The organism is Streptomyces pseudovenezuelae (assembly GCF_029892565.1).
Lineage (GTDB): Bacteria > Actinomycetota > Actinomycetes > Streptomycetales > Streptomycetaceae > Streptomyces > Streptomyces pseudovenezuelae_A.
Map to the genome: position 1 here is coordinate 239,825 of NZ_JARXVH010000014.1, position 16,997 is coordinate 256,821.

17 protein-coding genes are annotated in these 16,997 nt (G+C 71.2%); 5 read left to right on the plus strand and 12 right to left on the minus strand.

The window, feature by feature from the left end; translation table 11 throughout:
- Positions 1 to 50 precede the first annotated feature (50 nt).
- On the minus strand, positions 51 to 1,163 hold the full coding sequence (locus tag M2283_RS36670) for an SDR family oxidoreductase (protein WP_280880801.1): 1,113 nt from the start codon (positions 1,161 to 1,163) through the stop codon (positions 51 to 53).
- Positions 1,164 to 1,355: 192 nt separating this feature from the next.
- Between M2283_RS36670 and M2283_RS36675 the strand changes: the two genes are divergently transcribed.
- Positions 1,356 to 2,825: a zinc-dependent metalloprotease gene (locus M2283_RS36675; protein ID WP_280880802.1), complete on the plus strand. Its 1,470-nt coding sequence runs from the start codon at positions 1,356 to 1,358 to the stop codon at positions 2,823 to 2,825.
- Positions 2,822 to 3,349, plus strand: a complete 528-nt coding sequence (locus M2283_RS36680) for an NUDIX hydrolase (RefSeq protein ID WP_280880803.1) — start codon at positions 2,822 to 2,824, stop codon at positions 3,347 to 3,349. The genes M2283_RS36675 and M2283_RS36680 overlap by 4 nt, the downstream gene beginning before the upstream one ends.
- A gap of 74 nt (positions 3,350 to 3,423) precedes the next feature.
- Here M2283_RS36680 and M2283_RS36685 read toward each other — a convergent pair whose 3' ends face one another.
- The 5 genes from M2283_RS36685 to M2283_RS36705 all read right to left on the minus strand — a co-directional run bounded on the left by M2283_RS36685 (position 3,424) and on the right by M2283_RS36705 (position 7,764).
- Positions 3,424 to 4,179: an AIM24 family protein gene (locus M2283_RS36685; RefSeq protein ID WP_280880804.1), complete on the minus strand. Its 756-nt coding sequence runs from the start codon at positions 4,177 to 4,179 to the stop codon at positions 3,424 to 3,426.
- A gap of 18 nt (positions 4,180 to 4,197) precedes the next feature.
- Complete coding sequence (locus tag M2283_RS36690; protein ID WP_280880805.1) at positions 4,198 to 4,878, minus strand: AIM24 family protein; 681 nt, start codon at positions 4,876 to 4,878, stop codon at positions 4,198 to 4,200.
- An 11-nt stretch (positions 4,879 to 4,889) separates the two neighbouring features.
- A complete protein-coding gene (locus M2283_RS36695; protein WP_280880806.1) occupies positions 4,890 to 6,596 on the minus strand; it encodes a TerD family protein in 1,707 nt (568 codons plus the stop codon).
- Positions 6,597 to 6,719: 123 nt separating this feature from the next.
- Positions 6,720 to 7,316: a M48 metallopeptidase family protein gene (locus M2283_RS36700; RefSeq protein ID WP_280880807.1), complete on the minus strand. Its 597-nt coding sequence runs from the start codon at positions 7,314 to 7,316 to the stop codon at positions 6,720 to 6,722.
- 175 nt (positions 7,317 to 7,491) lie between these two features.
- Complete coding sequence (locus M2283_RS36705) at positions 7,492 to 7,764, minus strand: hypothetical protein (protein WP_280880840.1); 273 nt, start codon at positions 7,762 to 7,764, stop codon at positions 7,492 to 7,494.
- Between M2283_RS36705 and M2283_RS36710 the strand changes: the two genes are divergently transcribed.
- Together M2283_RS36710 and M2283_RS36715 are read left to right on the plus strand one after the other, a co-directional pair.
- Positions 7,684 to 8,898, plus strand: a complete 1,215-nt coding sequence (locus M2283_RS36710; RefSeq protein ID WP_280880839.1) for a TOMM precursor leader peptide-binding protein — start codon at positions 7,684 to 7,686, stop codon at positions 8,896 to 8,898. The two genes, M2283_RS36705 and M2283_RS36710, sit on opposite strands and share 81 nt — an antisense overlap.
- Complete coding sequence (locus M2283_RS36715; protein ID WP_280880808.1) at positions 8,891 to 10,264, plus strand: ABC1 kinase family protein; 1,374 nt, start codon at positions 8,891 to 8,893, stop codon at positions 10,262 to 10,264. The genes M2283_RS36710 and M2283_RS36715 overlap by 8 nt, the downstream gene beginning before the upstream one ends.
- A gap of 165 nt (positions 10,265 to 10,429) precedes the next feature.
- Here M2283_RS36715 and M2283_RS36720 read toward each other — a convergent pair whose 3' ends face one another.
- The 4 genes from M2283_RS36720 to M2283_RS36735 all read right to left on the minus strand — a co-directional run bounded on the left by M2283_RS36720 (position 10,430) and on the right by M2283_RS36735 (position 13,982).
- Positions 10,430 to 10,753, minus strand: a complete 324-nt coding sequence (locus tag M2283_RS36720; protein WP_123997877.1) for a hypothetical protein — start codon at positions 10,751 to 10,753, stop codon at positions 10,430 to 10,432.
- Positions 10,750 to 11,118: a WhiB family transcriptional regulator gene (locus tag M2283_RS36725; RefSeq protein ID WP_280880809.1), complete on the minus strand. Its 369-nt coding sequence runs from the start codon at positions 11,116 to 11,118 to the stop codon at positions 10,750 to 10,752. The genes M2283_RS36720 and M2283_RS36725 overlap by 4 nt, the downstream gene beginning before the upstream one ends.
- Positions 11,119 to 11,294: 176 nt before the next feature.
- Complete coding sequence (locus M2283_RS36730; protein ID WP_280880810.1) at positions 11,295 to 11,618, minus strand: hypothetical protein; 324 nt, start codon at positions 11,616 to 11,618, stop codon at positions 11,295 to 11,297.
- Positions 11,619 to 11,783: 165 nt separating this feature from the next.
- Positions 11,784 to 13,982, minus strand: a complete 2,199-nt coding sequence (locus tag M2283_RS36735) for an ATP-dependent DNA helicase UvrD2 (RefSeq protein ID WP_280880811.1) — start codon at positions 13,980 to 13,982, stop codon at positions 11,784 to 11,786.
- A gap of 183 nt (positions 13,983 to 14,165) precedes the next feature.
- Between M2283_RS36735 and M2283_RS36740 the strand changes: the two genes are divergently transcribed.
- Positions 14,166 to 14,408, plus strand: coding sequence for a mycoredoxin (locus M2283_RS36740; protein WP_280880812.1), 243 nt, complete (start codon positions 14,166 to 14,168; stop codon positions 14,406 to 14,408).
- Between the two features lie 79 nt (positions 14,409 to 14,487).
- On the opposite strand, the gene nudC is transcribed toward M2283_RS36740, so the two are convergent.
- Both nudC and M2283_RS36750 read right to left on the minus strand, forming a co-directional pair.
- On the minus strand, positions 14,488 to 15,429 hold the full coding sequence (gene nudC, locus M2283_RS36745) for an NAD(+) diphosphatase (protein WP_280880813.1): 942 nt from the start codon (positions 15,427 to 15,429) through the stop codon (positions 14,488 to 14,490).
- Between the two features lie 156 nt (positions 15,430 to 15,585).
- The gene (locus tag M2283_RS36750; RefSeq protein WP_280880814.1) at positions 15,586 to 16,989 is read right to left on the minus strand and encodes a dipeptidase; all 1,404 of its coding nucleotides are present in this window, start codon (positions 16,987 to 16,989) and stop codon (positions 15,586 to 15,588) included.
- Positions 16,990 to 16,997: the final 8 nt, after the last annotated feature.

The following is a 16,997-nucleotide window of genomic DNA, read 5'->3' on the forward strand; positions in this document are numbered from 1 at the left end:
GTGCGGCCTTGGAGCCTCCTACAGGGCGCACGCCGGACAGACCACGCCGGTCAGATCCGCCGACGTGCCTTCCGCGCGCGGCGCACCACGGCCGCCGCGCCCAGCAGGGCCACCGTCGCGCCCGCCGCGCCGGCCGCGGTCGCGTCCTTGCGGCCCAGCCGCCGGCCGACGACGGTGTGCCGCCCGGTGACCTCCTCAAGCAGCTCCGCGAGCACTTCCTCGTTGGTCCACTGCGGCCGCCACCCCGCGTCGTGCAGTCGGCTCCCGCTCACCACCCAGGGGTACATCGTGTACGCCAGGTCACCGGCCGGGGACGGCGTCAGCCCGATGCGGTGCAGCCGGGCCGCCGCGCCGAGCGCGACCGCGGACGGCAGCTCCATCCGCCGGATCCCGCTGAGCTCCTCGACCTCCTCCTGCTCCAGCCAGCCCTCGCAGCCCACGGCGAGTTCCCCGTCGACCTTCTCCAGGACGGCGTACTCCAGGGCGCTGCACAGGTCCTCGACGTGGCAGAACTGCCAGGCGGGCCGCGAGCCGGCCACCACGAGCAGCCGGGGCGACTCGAAGTACCTGGTCAGCGCGGTGTCGGTGCCGCCGATGAGGACGGCGGGCCGGACGACGGTGACATTGAGGCCGGGGTGCGCCCGGGGCGCGCGCCGCGCGAGCCGCTCGATCTCCAGCAGGTCGCCGACACCGGTGGCCTCGGCCGTCGCGCGCAGCTCGGCGTCCTCGGACAGCGGCAGCTCGTTGTCCGGCAGCGCCCCGTAGACCATCGCCGACGTGCACAGCACGACCCGGTGGACCCCGGCCGCGGCGGCCGCCGTGAGCACCGTCTGCGTCCCCCGGACGTTGTACGCCGTCCGGGCGGCGGCATCGGTCTTCAGGTCCAGGTCGAGCGCGAGGTGCACGACGACGTCCGCGCCGCGCAGCTTGTCGGCGATGGCCGGATCCCGTACGTCCAGGATGTGCCACAGGGCCGCCGCGCACTCGCCCCGCCGCTCGTCGATGGCGATGACCTGCTTGATCTCCTGCGAAGCGGCCAGCCGCTCGGTGAGCAGCGCTCCGATGCCGGACGCGGCGCCGGTGACCGCGACGACGGGCCCGCGCAAGGCGGGCGGGGTTGATTCGTTTCGCGCTGCGCGAACCTGCGGATCTGGGGAACTCACCGGGCGTCTCCAGCGGTTGTCTTCAGTACGAGCGCGAGTGACGCGTACGTACCAGGTGGCATCCATCCTGCCGCAGGCCGCGAGTCGGCGAAGCACCGAGGCCCGATCGGTCCGCGGTGTCTACGCTGGGTGGTGTTATCGGGCAGTCGTGCCGCCGGAGGCAACCGGTGGCCTTACCAGCCGAGGAATCCCGTGAGTGACACCCCATTCGGATTCGGCCTTCCGCCGGAGGAGCCGGACGACGGCGACGAGGGCAAGAAGAAGGACCAGGAGAGCGGTGGTGGTCAGGGCCCGGCCAACCCGTTCGGATTTGGCGGGCTGCCCGGCGCCGGCGGCTTTGGCGGCCCCGGTGCGGACAATCCGCTCGCAGCCATGTTCGGTTCGCTGAACCCCAACGACCTGGGCGCGGCCTTCCAGCAACTGGGCCAGATGCTCTCGTACGAGGGCGGCCCGGTGAACTGGGACATGGCCAAGCAGATCGCCCGCCAGACCGTCGCCCAGGGCACCGAGGACGGCACCAAGGACGCGAGCGTCGGCCCCGCCGAGCGCACCGCGGTCGAGGAGGCCGTGCGCCTGGCGGACCTGTGGCTGGACGACGCGACGTCCCTGCCCTCGGGCTCGGGCTCCGCCGTGGCGTGGTCCCGCGCGGAGTGGGTCGAGGCGACCCTGCCCGCGTGGCAGGAGCTCGTCGACCCCGTCGCGGAGCGCGTCGGCGCGGCGATGGGCGACGTCCTGCCGGAGGAGATGCAGGCCATGGCGGGCCCGCTGATCGGCATGATGCGCTCGATGGGCGGCGCCATGTTCGGCACCCAGATCGGGCAGGCCGTCGGCGTGCTCGCGGGCGAGGTCGTCGGCTCATCGGATGTCGGGCTGCCGCTCGGCCCGGCGGGCCGGGCCGCGCTGCTGCCGGTGAACATCGAGGCGTTCGGCAAGGACCTCGGCGTGCCCAAGGAGGAGGTGCGGCTGTATCTCGCCCTGCGCGAGGCCGCCCACCAGCGCCTCTTCGCGCACGTGCCGTGGCTGCGCTCGCACCTGTTCGGCGCGGTCGAGGGGTACGCGCGCGGGATCAAGGTCGACACGGCCAAGCTGGAGGACGTGGTCGGCCAGTTCGACCCGCAGAACCCGGAGCAGTTGCAGGACGCCCTTCAGCAGGGCATGTTCCAGCCGGAGGACTCGCCCGAACAGAAGGCGGCCCTGGCCCGGCTGGAGACGGCTCTGGCGCTCGTCGAGGGCTGGGTGGACGCGGTGGTCCACGCGGCCGCGAAGCCGCGCCTGTCGTCCGCTGACGCGCTGCGCGAGACCCTGCGCCGCCGCCGTGCGACGGGCGGCCCGGCGGAGCAGACCTTCGCCACGCTGATCGGCCTGGAGCTGCGCCCCCGCCGGCTGCGCGACGCCTCCCGCCTGTGGGCGTCCCTCACGGACGCGCGCGGGGTCGACGGCCGGGACGCCCTGTGGGCCCACCCGGACATGCTGCCCACCGCCTCCGACCTGGACGACCCGGACGGCTTCGTGCACCGCGAGCAGCTGGACTTCTCGGAGCTCGACAAGATGCTCGGCGAGGCGGCGGACGGCTCCGCCGAGAAGCCGAACCTGACGAAGGACGACGCGCCTAAGGACGACACCGAGGGCGACGCCAAGGGCAAGGGCGACGGCACGGAGTGAGCCTGTACGACGACGCGGTCCTCGTGCTGAAGGGGTACGAGGGCCAGGAAGAGCTGCGCCAGGCCTATCTGGATCATCTCCAGGCACACCCGGACGGCCTGTGGAAGGCCTGCCACGCGGGCCACATCACGGCGAGCGCCCTGGTGGTCGATCCGTCGCGCGAGCGCGTTCTGCTGACCCTCCACAAGAAGCTGCGCAGGTGGCTCCAGATGGGTGGCCACTGCGAGCCCGGCGACACCTCGCTGGAGGCGGCGGCCCTTCGGGAGGCGACGGAGGAGTCCGGCATCCCGGGGCTGACCCTGCTGCCGGGCGGCCCGGCCCGCCTGGACCGGCATCCGATCCCGGCGCCCTGCCACTGCCACTTCGACGTGCAGTACGCGGTCGTGGCGCCGCCGGGCGCGGTGCAGGAGATCAGCGACGAGTCCCTCGACCTGCGCTGGTTCGCCTACGACGAGGTCGCCGACGTGGCCGACGAGTCCGTCCTGCGCCTGCTGGAGGCGACCCGCGCGAGGCTCGCCGCCTGAGACATGCGTAAGGGGCGCCCGGAACGGCCGGCGCCCCTTACCTCGTACTCCTGCTACGTCGTACTCCTGGAGGCTCAGCTCCAGGCGTTGCCCTGGTTCTGTGCCCGAGCTCCCTGCTGCCCCATGCCGTACTGCGCGGCGAGACCGCCGCCGATGTTGGCGTTCTGCGGCGGCAGCAGCTCGCTGGGCTGAACGAGTGCGAACCCGCTGCCCATGAAGCTGAGCTCCCAGCCCTCACCGGTGCTGCCGCGGCGCCGCCACACCCCGGAGGAGTGCGTCTGGGCCTGCATCTGCACGCGCAGGCCGGTCGACCAGGCGACGATCGCGTCGGCGTCACAGTTGGCGTACTTGTCGGGCGTCACCTGCATCAGCAGCGGCGCGCCCGACGTCATCAGGGCGACCCGGCCGCGGCCGGTGATGTTGAGCTGGTACTTGCCCGAGCCGGAGATGCCGTACTGGCTGTCGACGGCGATCACCTCGTGGTGCAGCGAGGAGTCCATCGCCAGCACATAGCTGCTGTCGACGGTGAGGCCGTCCTGCTCGACGTCCATCACATGGACGTGCTGGGCGAGGTTGGCGAGGTAGACCGTGCCCTGCCCGTGGCAGCGCATCAGGTTGAGGCCCTCGCCGGTGGCGGCACGCGCGTACGCCTGCTGGGTGTTCTGGTACTCGGCGTCGAACTCGACGAGCCCCTGGTAGGCGACCATCGTGCCCTTGCGGGCGAGGATGTCGTCGTGGCCCTCCAGGGTGACGCGCAGCATCTGCTTGTTCTGCAGACTCCAGCGTTCCTGGGTCTGCTGGTCGTTGTAGCCGAAAAGCGAGCTCTGCATGACGGTTCTGGCTCCCCCTCAGCCCCGGACCCGGAGTCGGTCGGTGCTGTCCTCGCTGGGCTGGACGACGACGATGCCCTGACCGGAGAAGGCCATCTGGTAGGCCTCCCCGCTGCCGCGGCCGATCAGCGACTGCGCCTTGAAGCTGCGCTTGCCCTTCACCTTGAGGTTCGGGGACCAGGCGACGAGCGCGTCGGGGTCGACGTACGTCTCGTCCTCACCGCCGCCGCAGTCGACGACGATCGGCTTGCCCCGGGAGGTCAGCGCGACCCAGCCCGACCCGGTGATCTTGGTGTTCCACAGGCCCTGTCCGGCGAACTTCGCCAGGCCCTTGACCCGCTCGACACCCCAGGTGAGGTGGCTGTCGAAGGCGAGCAGGTTGGTGGCGTTGACGGAGATACCGTCCCCGTTGAGGTTGATGACGACGACATTGGCGCCGTAGTCGGCGAGATAGAGCAGTCCGTCGCCGGAGCACTTCATCAGCGGGGCGCCCTCGCCGGTCATCCAGTCGCGGGCGATCTGGCGCACGGCGGGCGGGTTGGGCTCGTACTGGATGAAGCCTTCGTAGGCGACCATCGAGCCCACGCGCGCGAAGAGGTCGCTTCCGGACTGCATGGCGACCTTCAGCATGTGGTTGCCGTGGTTCTCCATCCGGGCGGTGACGGGTGCGGGGGCGAAGCCCGCGAGTGGCTGGTTCATGACGGGCTCCCTCAGACCTCGTAGGGCTGGACGACGACGAAGTTGCCGGGAGCGGCCCGGAACTGCAGGTTGACGCTCTCGCCGGTGTCGCCCGGGTAGGCGTTGCGGCGCATACGTACCTGGCTGGAGACGATCACCTGGGCCGCGGCCGACCAGGCGACGACCGCGTTGCAGTCGGCGAAGGTGGTCGGCGTGACCGGCAGCACCACGGGCGTGCCGTGCGTCTTGACGACGATCGTGCCGGTGCCCTGGAACTGCATCGTGAACAGCGCGCCCCCGGGGATGCCGTGTCCCTCGATCCGGCGGACCTCGTACTGAAGGCTCTCGTCGAAGGCGAGGACGTTCTCGGCGGAGACGCAGATCGCGTCGCCCTGGAGCTCGACGGGGTGCAGATGGGTGGCCTCCTCGGCGAGGAAGACCTGGCCCTGGCCGGTGCAGCGCATCAGCTGCATCTCCTGGCCGGTCGCGTTGCCCACGAGCCGGCCGGCGAACCCGGCGCCCTTGTAGCTGAAGTCGACCTTGCCCTGGTAGAGCACCATGCTGCCCTGCCGGGCCAGCACGGGCTGGCCGCCGATGCCGAGGTCGACGCGGACGAGCTTCTTGTTCTGCTGCGTCCAGCGCTGGCCGGTGGGCGTCTCCTTGAACTGCTGGAGCGCCGCGGTCACACCGGCACCGCCCTGCGGCGCGCCCTGGGGGACGCCGTAGGACTGCTGACCCGGCACCTGCCCGAAGGCGGCGGGCTGCTGGCCGTAGCCCGGAGGCGGGGTCGGCTGCCCGTAGCCGGGCGGTGGGCCCGGGGCATGAGGCGCCTGCGGTGCCGGGGGCTGTCCGTAGCCGGGCGGCGGCGGGACGCTCTGGCCGGGCGGCTGACCGTACGGCTGCGGCTGGGGCGGCTGGCCGTAGGGCGCGGGCGCCGGGGCGGGCGGCGGCACCTGGGCGCCACCGGGCGGGGTCATCGGCGCGATGACGGTGGGCGCGCCGTGCACATTCGGTGCGGGCGCCGGGGCCGGAGGCGGCGTGAAGCCCTGCGGGGCGGGCTGCGGAGCGGCGAAAGGAGCAGGGGCGGGCGCGGGCGCCGGGGCTGCCGGGGCGCCGAACGCGGGCGGGGCGGCGGCCTGGGCCGGCGGGGCGAATCCGGGGGTGGCGCCGGTCTGCGGCTGCTGGGGAGCGGGCGCCGCGGGCGCCTCCTCCTCCATGACCTCGCCGCCGAAGTTCTTCAGCAGCGCGTCAAGACCGCCGTCGAAGCCCTGTCCGACGGCCGCGAACCGCCACACGTCCTTCAGGTAGAAGTCGCCCAGCATCACGGCACGCTCCGTGGAGAACTCCGAGCCGTTGAACGAATACCGGGCCACTTCTTCGCCGCCCGCGACGATCCGGATGTATCCGGGGGCGACCTGCGACATCTGCCCGGCGCCGTCGAGCGTCGCGGTGAACGACAGCTTGTGGATCTGCGCCGGGATCCGGTCGAGCGTGACCCGGAAGGACTCCGTGTCACCCGCCTGGGTACCCAGCAGCTGAATGGACTCCTCGGGAGACTTCGGCTGGTTGAAGAAGACGAAGTACTGGTCGTCCGAGAGCCGTTCGTCGGCGTCCAGGCCGAAGCAGCTGATGTCGAACGTCAGCCCGGGGCCGCCGATCTGCACACCTACGTACAGATCGGTGCCCGCAGTGAGGTCACTGATCTTGGCCTTGTGGCCGCGTTGGAATTCCCTGGCCATGCGTAACGACCGTCCCCCATCCCGAATGCGAGTGCGTCGCGTCAGGCTAACGGCAAACGCCGACACCGGAGGAAGTCGGTACAGACCCGGTACACAAGACCCACATGCACCAGGGAGGAGCCGTCAGTCGCCGCGGGCTCCCGGCGGGTGCGGCAACCGCTCGGCGGCGACCACCCCTTCGAGGTAGCCCCGGGCCCGCTCGGTACGGGGATACGCCTCCAGGAGCCGCCAGAAACGCGGCCCGTGTCCGGGCACCAGCAAATGGGCCAGCTCGTGCAGAAGCACGTAGTCGACGACGTACTCGGGCATGCCCTGCAGCCGGTGCGACAGCCTGATGCTGCCCTCCGCCGGGGTGCACGAGCCCCAGCGCGTGTTCTGGTTGGTGACCCAGCGCACCGAGGTGGGCCGGGCACGCCCCTCGAAGTACTGGGCCGACAGCCGCGCGGCGCGCTCCGCGAGCTCGTCGTCGCCGAGCACCCGTTTGCTTTCCTGTGCGGCGAGTTTGTCGAGCATGACGGTGACCCAGCGTTGCTCCTCCGCCTCGGACATCCGGGCAGGGATCAGTACGACGGTGCGATCGCCCTCGCGGTACGCGGAGACCGTCCTGCGGCGACGGGTGCTCCTGCGAACCTCGATCGCGCTCGCCCCGGAGCCGCTCGGCGGCTGGCTCGTCGTACTGCGCTGTGGCATTCCGGCGCGGTGCAGTGGGTCGGCGGGCACGCCCCGACGTTACCCGTTGCACACGGGGGAAGTCCCCTCTCCGGGACGGTTCCGTGGCGATCCCCCACCGAGCGTTTGATTTGTGCGACGAATATCCACCCCCTGTGGACAACTTTCGGCACCCCCTCCCCCGGTCCGTGCATGCTGACTCTCGCCGGCGGGGCCAGGACGGGCTTCACCGGCTCACGGGGACGTACGACGGGGGCTTGCCATGCAGTCGATGGACCGAATGGATCAGACGGACCAGATGAATCCGGTGGATCAGGTGGATCAGGTGGATCAGCCGGGTCGGGCGGATCGAACGGGGCGCACGGATCGGGTGGGCGACCAGATCGACGACCGGACCGGCAACCGGATCGACGATCGGATGGTTCCGGTAGTGAAGCCCGCGCTCAGGCGAGCCTGGCGCGATCTCAACACGGTGCAGTTCGGGATGGCTCCGGCACACGCGCTGACGCTGGGACCGATGGACACGGCGACCGGCAGTTTCCTTGACCAGCTCAACGGCACCCGCGGGCTGCCCCTGCTGCGCGAGGAGGGCCGTCGGATGGATCTGCCCGACGGGCACGTCGATGCGCTGGTGGAGGGGCTGGCGAAGGCCGGTCTGCTGGACGACGCGCGGGGAGGCGGCGCGGCTGCGGACGAACTGCGCGGCAAGAAGGACGTTCTCGACCGGCTGCGCCCGGACCTCGCTTCCCTGTCCCTGCTCACCGCCGAGCCGGGCGACGCGATGGGACGCCTCGCCGCCCGCCGGTCACTGCGCGTGCAGGTTCGGGGTGCCGGCCGGGTGGGTGCGGTCATCGCCGCGCTGCTGGCGGGTGCCGGGATCGGCGAGGTCGACGTGCGCGACGTGGGCCGGGTCGAGCCGTGGGACGTCGCGCCGGGCGGGCTGCCCGTCGAGTCGGTCGGCGAGCGCAGGGACGAGGCCGCCCGGCAGTCCGCACGCCGATCCGCGCCGGACCGCCCGCCACGCCGGGGCGCGAAGTCGGCCCGCACCGACGACGAGCCCGGTTTCTCGCTGGTGATCCTGGCCCCGCGGGACGACGTCGCTGTGCACGCGCCCGCTCAAGCCGAGGCCGAGCCGCTGATCGCCGCGGGCACCCCGCATCTGTACGCCGGGGTGGTGGAGGCGACCGGTGTCGTGGGTCCCCTCGTCCTGCCAGGTGAGACGGGCTGCGCGCGCTGTCTGCACGAGGGGCGTACCGACCGGGACCCGGTCTGGCCACGCCTGGTCGCGCAGTGGCGCTCGGGGGCACCGCGTCAGGCGCGGCCCTGTGACCTGACGCTGGCCACGACCATCGCCGGCCTGGCCGCCGCACATGCGCTCGCCTTCCTCGACGGCCGGCCGCCTTCGAGCACCGGCGCCCGCTGGGAGGTGTCGCTACCGGGTCTGAACTGGCACGCGCGGCCGATCTGGGCGCATCCGGCATGCCCCTGCGGGGCCGCGGAGAAAGGTAAGGGGGAACACACACCTAAGGACGGGGAGTCACACGAGACAATGAGGGGGCATCGGTCGTCGAAGGAGTCACGCCGTAAGGCAGACACGGCACGACCGGCTGGGACTTGGAGGGCGCATGTCTGATCTTCCCCGCAAGGCGGTCACCCGTACTGCCAAGCTGGCCGCGCTGCCACTCGGCTTCGCCGGGCGGGCGACCTGGGGACTCGGCAAGCGGATCGTCGGTGAGTCGGCGGAGCTCGTCGGCCGAGAGCTGCAACAGCGCACGGCGGACCAGTTGTTCAAGGTCCTCGGTGAGCTCAAGGGCGGCGCGATGAAGTTCGGCCAGGCCCTGTCCGTGTTCGAGTCGGCGCTTCCCGAAGAGGTCGCGGGCCCCTACCGGGCGGCCCTGACCAAACTGCAGGAGGCGGCACCGCCGATGCCGACACGCACCGTGCACGCGGTGCTGGAGGAGCGGCTCGGGAAGGACTGGCAGGAGCTGTTCCTGGAGTTCGAGGAGAAGCCCTCGGCGGCGGCGTCGATCGGCCAGGTGCATCACGGGGTGTGGCACGACGGCCGCGAGGTGGCGGTCAAGGTGCAGTACCCGGGAGCCGGCGAGGCCCTCCTCTCGGACCTCAACCAGTTGAGCCGCTTCGCCCGTCTCCTGGGTCCGCTCATCCCGGGCATGGACATCAAGCCCCTGATCGCCGAACTGAAGGACCGCGTCTCGGAGGAACTGGACTACGGCCTGGAGGCACAGGCTCAGGAGGCACACGCCGAGGAGTTCACGGACGACCCTGACGTCGTGGTGCCCGGAGTGGTCCACCAGTGCGAGCAGGTGCTGGTCACCGAGTGGATGGACGGGATCCCGCTCTCGGAGATCATCGCGGACGGCACGCCGGAACAGCGGGACCGCGCCGGCCAGTTGCTGGCCCGCTTCCTCTTCTCCGGCCCGGCCCGCACCGGCCTCCTGCACGCCGACCCGCACCCGGGCAACTTCCGTCTGCTGCCCGGCGGTCCGGCCGGCGACGACGACTGGCGCCTGGGCGTCCTGGACTTCGGCACGGTCGACCGCCTCCCGGGCGGCCTGCCGACCGTGATCGGCGACTCCCTGCGGATGACGCTCGACGGAGACGCGGAGGCGGTCTACGAGCTCCTGCGCGCGGAGGGCTTCGTCAAGGACTCGATAGAGCTGGACCCGAGCGCCGTCCTGGACTACCTGGTGCCGATCATCGAACCGGCCCGGGTCGACGAGTTCACCTTCACCCGTGGCTGGATGCGCAGCCAGGCGGCCCGCGTCGCCGACCCCCGCTCCCCCGCCCACCAGCTCGGCAAGCAGCTGAACCTGCCGCCCGCGTACCTGCTGATACACCGGGTGACGCTCAGCACGATCGGCGTCCTGTGCCAGTTGGGCGCGACGGTCCGCATGCGCGACGAACTGGAGGAGTGGCTGCCGGGGTTCGTCCTGGAAGACGTTGTGGACGTGGAAGAGGAGTCCGCCGCGGAGGCGTGATCCCGGCAACTGTGCCGCATGGCTGCGTGCTGCACAGCGGCCGTACAGCCTGGCTGCGTACAGCACGGCTGCATGACCGCGGGGGCCGGTCCGTTCGGACGGACCGGCCCCCGCGGGGAGCTTTCGCCTCCCGGGTCGGGAGGCCACTGCTTCAGGTGTGATCGTTTACTGCATGACGGCGATGGCCAGCGCACGGCGGGCACGCATCGAGGCGCGCTCGGCCCTGCGCTGCATCCGGCGGGCGGACGCCAGGCTCACGGCCCGGCGTTCGCTCTCCGCCTCCTGCAGTCGGTCGTGCATATGCGCACGAGCCAGGGCTTCTGGGATGAGTTGCATCTCGCGGGTCCTGTTCTGGCGCGAGTCGGTCGCGCCGGTGGTGGTGTCTTCGATCGCGGAGCCGGCAGTGGGCTCGTTGGTGGACGGCTTCATCGGGGCCTGCTTCTTGGGGTCGTGCGTAACGGGGCGGTCGATCGTTCCTGCGATGTTCATGCCGTGACCGGGTTCTTGCGCGGGCGACCACGGGGCCGCTTCCGGGCGACGACAACACCCTGGACGAACAGCTCGCCACCCCAGACGCCCCAGGGCTCACGCCGCTCCTTGGCGCCGGCGAGGCAGGCCTCGATCAGCGGGCAGGTGCGGCAGAGGGACTTGGCGTACTCGACGTCGGCCGGCGACTCGGCGAAGAAGACCTCCGGGTCGTAGGAACGGCAGGGGACGGGTACGCCGAGGTTCTCGATGGCGTCGTCGAGCGCGGTGAGCGCGGTGAGCGGGATCAAGGTGGAGTCCTCCGTGAGGCCGGGCGGGGGGATCGTTTCGGAAGGCGGTACGGACGGGGCGTGCGCTTCGAGATGCACGGTCGGTCTTCCTCGTCTGGTCGTTCCGGTCCTGTTGGACCGGGTGGCGGCTGGGTACCGGGTGCTGCTTCTGTCCCGAGGCCCCTTCGCTCCGTCGTCCCGTTCGAGGACAAACAGAAGGGCCGCGGATCCCGGGTGGGGTTCCGCGGCCCTGAAGGCGCCGGCCTGATCGACGATCAGGCTGGATCACTCCAGGGTTCTGGCCCACGGAAGGCCCACATCAGGTGGTGCTGCGTCGTCTTCTTCCGGCTTCCGGCACCGGTCGCCGTAAAGGCATAGGCCTGCGCCTGTGCCCCTACTGTTTCCAGTGCCTTAGTCGGTCGCTCATTGCGCTCACTCACGGGGAGACCCGCGAGAGACACGGAGGACGCCGGCCGGGCGGCACGGATGCCGGACAGACCGGTGCCCAGGAACGAGGCGTCGAGGATGCACAGAGAAGCGACGACCGAGCGATCGGTCATTTTGACGGCGCTGGTGGAGCTGCTGTTGATGCTGATCACTGGACTCGCCTCCTCTCGGCGTCTCGGGGGACTGGGATGAACCAGCCCTACGGATATGCAAGTAGAACACGGAATCGGGGCCTTCGAGAAGGCCTCCGTCCCCGTGGATAAGAACCTATGGGGATTGCCGGGGCATGCGCAAACTATTTTCTCGACGAGTTTGAATCAGTCCTCCTCGTCGTCCACTCCACTGTCCTGGCCTGCGCAGATGGCCAGGACATCGGCCCCGTAGCGGTTCAGCTTGCGCACGCCGACGCCGGGGATCCGCGCCAACTCGCCGTCGTCGTCCGGGACGGTCTCGGCGATCGCCATCAGCGTCTTGTCCGTGAAGACGCAGTAGGCCGGCTGCCCGCTGCGCTGCGCCTGGACGGCACGCCACTCGCGCAAACGCTCGTAGAGCCCCTCGTCCATGTCGGACGGGCAGTCCTCACAACGCATCAGTTTCATCTCGCCCGCATCGGTGAGCGTGCGCCCGCACACCCGGCAGCGAGCCGGCGTGCGCTGGGTGCGCCGCGGCACGGCATCGGGTCTGCTCGTGGTGAAGCCACGCTCGACGCCCCCCGGTCCGCCCGCGGCGGCGCGCCCTGCGGTGCCGGTGGAGCCGGGACGCAGCCCGTCCAGGAAGCGGCTCGGGCGGCGGCTCGCGCGGCCGCCCGGCGAGCGGGAGAGCGCCCAGGAGACGTGCAGGCGCTCGCGGGCGCGGGTGACGCCGACATAGAGGAGGCGGCGCTCCTCCTCGATCTGCTCGTCGGTCTTCGCGTAGGTGATCGGCATCATGCCCTCGGCGACGCCGACCAGGAAGACGACGTCCCACTCCAGGCCCTTGGCCGAGTGCAGGGAGGCCAGAGTGACGCCCTGCACGGTCGGGGCGTGCTGGGCGTTGGCCCGCTCGTCCAGCTCCGCGACGAGGTCGGCGAGGCTCGCGCCGGGCTTGGCGGCGGCGAAGTCCTGCGCGAGGTTGACCAGCGCGGCCAGCGACTCCCAGCGCTCTCTGGCGGCCCCGGAGCCGGCCGGGGGCTGGGACGTCCAGCCCTCCCCCGACAGCACGGCACGGACCTGGGAAGGCAGGTCGACGACATCGTCCAGGAGGGAGTCGTTGCCGCCGAAGCGGGCCCCCGCACGCAGGGCGATGCTCGCCTTGCGCACCTCGGGGCGGTCGAAGAACCGCTCGGCACCACGCAGTTGGTAGGGGACACCGGCGTCGGCGAGAGCCTGCTCGTAGGTCTCTGACTGCGCGTTCGTCCGGAACAGGATGGCGATCTCGCTCGCCGGGACGCCGGCGTCCATCAGTTCACGGATGCGGCGGGCGGCGCCCTCGGCCTCGGCGGGCTCGTCGGTGTACTCGGTGTAGCCGGGCTCGGGGCCGGCCGCGCGCTGGGAGATCAGCTCCAGACGGTGGTCGGCGGCTCGGCCGCTGGCCTGGGCGAGGAGGCCGTTGGCGAGGTGGACGACCTGGGGTGTGGAGCGGTAGTCGCGGACGAGCTTGACGACGGTGGCTCCGGGGTGGCGGGTGCGGAAGTCCAGGAGGTGGTCGGGGGTCGCTCCGGTGAACGAGTAGATCGTCTGGCTGGCGTCGCCGACCACGCACAGGTTGTCCCGCTCGCCGAGCCACAGCTCCAGGAGCCGCTGCTGGAGGGGGCTGACGTCCTGGTACTCGTCGACCACGAAGTGCTGGTACTGGGAGCGGACCTGGTCGGCGATGTCGTGCCGGTCCTGGAGGACGGCGACGGTCAGCAGCAGGACGTCCTCGAAGTCGATGACGGCGCGGTCCCGCTTGAGGTCCTCGTAGACCGAGTAGAGCTGGGCGATCTCCGCCGGGTCCCTGGGCGCGTCGCGGCCCGCCTTGACGGCCGCGAGGGCGTAGTCGGCGGGGACGGTCTGGGTGACCTTGGACCACTCGATCTCGGCGGTGACGTCCCGCAGCTCGCCCCGGTCGAGGCGGATGTGGCAGGCCGCCGCCGCGTCGGCGACGAGCTGGATCTTGCGGTCGACGAGCCGGGGCATGGAACCGCCGACCGCCTTGGGCCAGAAGTACTGGAGCTGGCGCAGGGCGGCCGAGTGGAAGGTGCGGGCCTGGACGCCGGCGGCGCCGAGCTGGCGCAGCCGACCGCGCATCTCGCCCGCGGCGCGGTTGGTGAAGGTGACGGCCAGCACGCTGGAGGGATGCAGGATCCCGGCACGCACTCCGTAGGCGATGCGGTGGGTGATCGCCCTTGTCTTGCCCGTGCCGGCGCCTGCCAGCACGCACACCGGACCGCGCAGGGCGGTGGCCACCTCGCGCTGCTCGGGGTCGAGCCCGTCGAGCACCGCGTCGGCCGAATCCGGTACCTGCGGGAAGAGCGTGGAGTGCGTTGCTGCTGTCACACGGCCATGCTGCCAGGTCGCCGGAGACGGGTGAGCCCGTTGTCCACAGGGAGACCCATGCAGTCGTACTAATGCGGCAGGCGTCACGTCCGTCGCGGCACCAGGTGTGGGAATGGTGGCTCTTTCAAGTACGTTCCATCCCTGCGAGGACGGATCCCCGAGCAGCTGAGGAGTGCGAGAAACATGCCGGGCACTGTGACGATGTACAGCACCACGTGGTGCGGCTACTGCCGCCGGCTGAAGGGCCAGCTCGACCGCGAGGGCATTGCGTACGAAGAGATCAACATCGAGCAGGACCCGGAGTCGGCGCTGTTCGTGGAGAAGGCGAACGGCGGCAACCAGACGGTTCCCACGGTTCTTTTCCCGGACGGCTCGACGCTGACGAACCCCTCGTTGGCGCAGGTCAAGCAGAAGGTCGGCGCCTGACCGCTCCCGCTGCCGTAGCAAAAGAAGGCGGCCTCTGAGACACACGCGCGTGTGTCTCAGAGGCCGCCTTCTTCTTTGGTCAGACGCTCCGCGTCGGCAGCGGCTTGCCGTACCAGAGCTCGATCAGGCGGGCCGCGATGGAGATGCCGTACGGCGGGAGCACCTCGCCGGACTCGAAGGCGGCGCCCAGTTCGTCGCGGGAGAACCAGCGGGCCTCGTGGATCTCCTCGCCGTCCACGTCGATCTCGGTCGAGGTGGCGTGGGCCATGAAGCCGAGCATGAGGCTGGAGGGGAACGGCCAGGGCTGGCTGGCGACGTACTCGACCTGGCCGACGACGATGCCGGCCTCCTCGAAGACCTCGCGGCGCACCGCCTGCTCGATGGACTCGCCGGGCTCGACGAAGCCGGCGAGGGTCGAGAAGCGCCCCTCGGGCCAATGGACCTGGCGGCCCAGCAGGATGCGGTCCTCGTCGTCGGTGACGGCCATGATCACGGCGGGGTCGGTGCGCGGGTAGTGCTCGGCGCCGCAGGCCGGGCAGCGGCGGATGTGGCCGGCCGCCGCGATGACGGTGCGCTCGCCGCAGCGGGAGCAGAAGCGGTGGGTGCGCTGCCAGTTCTCCAGGCCGACCGCGTGCACCATGAGGCCCGCGTCGCGCGCCGACAGGAGCAGACCGGCCTCACGCAGGCCTGCCGCGCGGGCGGACTGGTCGATACGCCCTGGCAGGGCGTCCTTCTGGAGGGCGAAGTAGCTGACGCCGTCCTCGTCGGTGCCCAGGAAGTAGCGGTGTGCCTCGGTCAGAGGGGCCTCGAACGAGGGGGTCATGACGATCTCGGTGTGTCCGTCCGAGGTCTCGTCTATGAGGACCTGGCCGCCGGAGACCACGAAGCAGCGGGTTGTGGGGTGGCTCCACGCCGCCGCGAGCCAGGCCTCGTCGAGCCGGTGGTGGGCGGCGCGGTCGATGCCGCTCGGGGCGGTCAGCGAGATGGGTCGGTCGGCGGTGTGGTCGGTCCAGGTGGTCACGTGTGCTTCCAACTCCCCCAGGGGAACGGGCTGTTTCGGCGAGCGGTTCGGCGGGACGTACGGCGGGAGGCGACCGGGTCCGGCGGGATCGAGCGGTTCGGGACGGTTCTTCCAGTGTGCCCCTCGCGCGCTGCGACTCCGGACGGCGCGGGGTGGTCAGGGCGCACGGCGCCAGGTCTCCGCGAGGTCGCCCCACAGGTACGCGGCGGTTTCGACGCCCTTGCGGAGCAGGTCGAGCTCGACCTTCTCGTTCGGTGCGTGCCAGCCGTCGGAGGGGACGGAGATGCCCAGGAAGAGCACGGGTGCGCCGAGGACTTCCTGGAGGTCGGCTGCCGGTCCGGAGCCGCCCTCGCGGGTGAAGCGCACGGGTTTCTCGAAGGCGCGGCCCATCGCGCGGGCGACGGACTGCAGGGCGGGGTGGTCCAGCGGTGTCAGGCACGGGCGCGTGGCGGCGCCGAAGACGATGTCGTGCCGGATCCCCGCGGGCAGTTGCTCGGCGACCCAGGCGCGGACGGCTTTCTCGATGTGGTCGGGGTCCTGTCCCGCGACCAGGCGGAAGGAGAGCTTCACCATGGCCGAGGACGGGATGATCGTCTTGCTGCCAGGGCCCTGGTAGCCGCCTCCGATGCCGTTGACCTCGGCGGTGGGGCGGGCCCAGACGCGCTCCAGGGTGGTGTGGCCGTCCTCGCCGTGGGTGGCGTGCGACTTGGCGGTGCGCAGCCACTCCGTCTCGTCGAAGGGCAGCTCGGCGAAGAGTTCGCGCTCACGGTCGGCGAGCTCGACTATGCCGTCGTAGAAGCCGGGGATCGCCACGCGTGCGTGCTCGTCGTGGAGGGCGGCGACCAGGCGGGCGACGGCGGTGGCCGGGTTGGGCACAGCGCCGCCGAAGGAGCCGGAGTGGATGTCCTGGTCGGGGCCCTGCAGCCGGATCTCGCACTCGGCGAGGCCGCGCATGCCGGTGCACACCGTGGGGGTGTCCTCGGACCACATGCCGGTGTCGGAGACGATCACGGCGTCGGCGGCGAGCCGGTCCGCGTGCTCCTCGATGAGGGCGCGGAAGTGCGGGGAGCCGGACTCCTCCTCCCCCTCGATCAGAAGTTTCAGGTTGACCGCAGGGGCGGTACGGCCCGTGGCGGCGAGGTGGGCGCGGACGCCGAGTGTGTGGAAGAACACCTGGCCCTTGTCGTCGGCCGCACCGCGCGCGTAGAGGCGGTTGTCCCGGACGACGGGCTCGAAGGGCTCGCTGTCCCAGCCGTCCTCGCGGGCGGCCGGCTGCACGTCGTGATGGCCGTAGACGAGAACCGTGGGCGCCCCGGGGTTGTCGGAGGGCCACTCGGCGAAGACGGCGGGGGCGCCCGACGTCTGCCAGGCCTCGGTGGTCGGGAAGCCGGTCTCCTTGAGCTTGGCGGCGAGCCAGTCGGCGCTTTTGCGGACATCGGGCGCGTGGTCGGGCTGGGCCGACACGGACGGGATGCGCAGCCACTCGGCGAGTTCGTCGAGGAAGGCGGCGCTGTGCTCCTCGATGTACGTACGGACGGCGCTGTCCGGGGTCTGGCTCATGGTCACGA

Coding starts and splice junctions, on each gene's coding strand:
- M2283_RS36695 (WP_280880806.1), bottom strand. CDS start 6,596: ATGGCCAGGGAATTCCAACGCGGCCACAAGGCCAAGATCAGTGACCTC.
- M2283_RS36740 (WP_280880812.1), top strand. CDS start 14,166: ATGCCGGGCACTGTGACGATGTACAGCACCACGTGGTGCGGCTACTGC.
- M2283_RS36715 (WP_280880808.1), top strand. CDS start 8,891: ATGTCTGATCTTCCCCGCAAGGCGGTCACCCGTACTGCCAAGCTGGCC.
- M2283_RS36685 (WP_280880804.1), bottom strand. CDS start 4,179: ATGCAGAGCTCGCTTTTCGGCTACAACGACCAGCAGACCCAGGAACGC.
- M2283_RS36710 (WP_280880839.1), top strand. CDS start 7,684: ATGGTTCCGGTAGTGAAGCCCGCGCTCAGGCGAGCCTGGCGCGATCTC.
- M2283_RS36750 (WP_280880814.1), bottom strand. CDS start 16,989: ATGAGCCAGACCCCGGACAGCGCCGTCCGTACGTACATCGAGGAGCAC.
- M2283_RS36690 (WP_280880805.1), bottom strand. CDS start 4,878: ATGAACCAGCCACTCGCGGGCTTCGCCCCCGCACCCGTCACCGCCCGG.
- M2283_RS36720 (WP_123997877.1), bottom strand. CDS start 10,753: ATGAACATCGCAGGAACGATCGACCGCCCCGTTACGCACGACCCCAAG.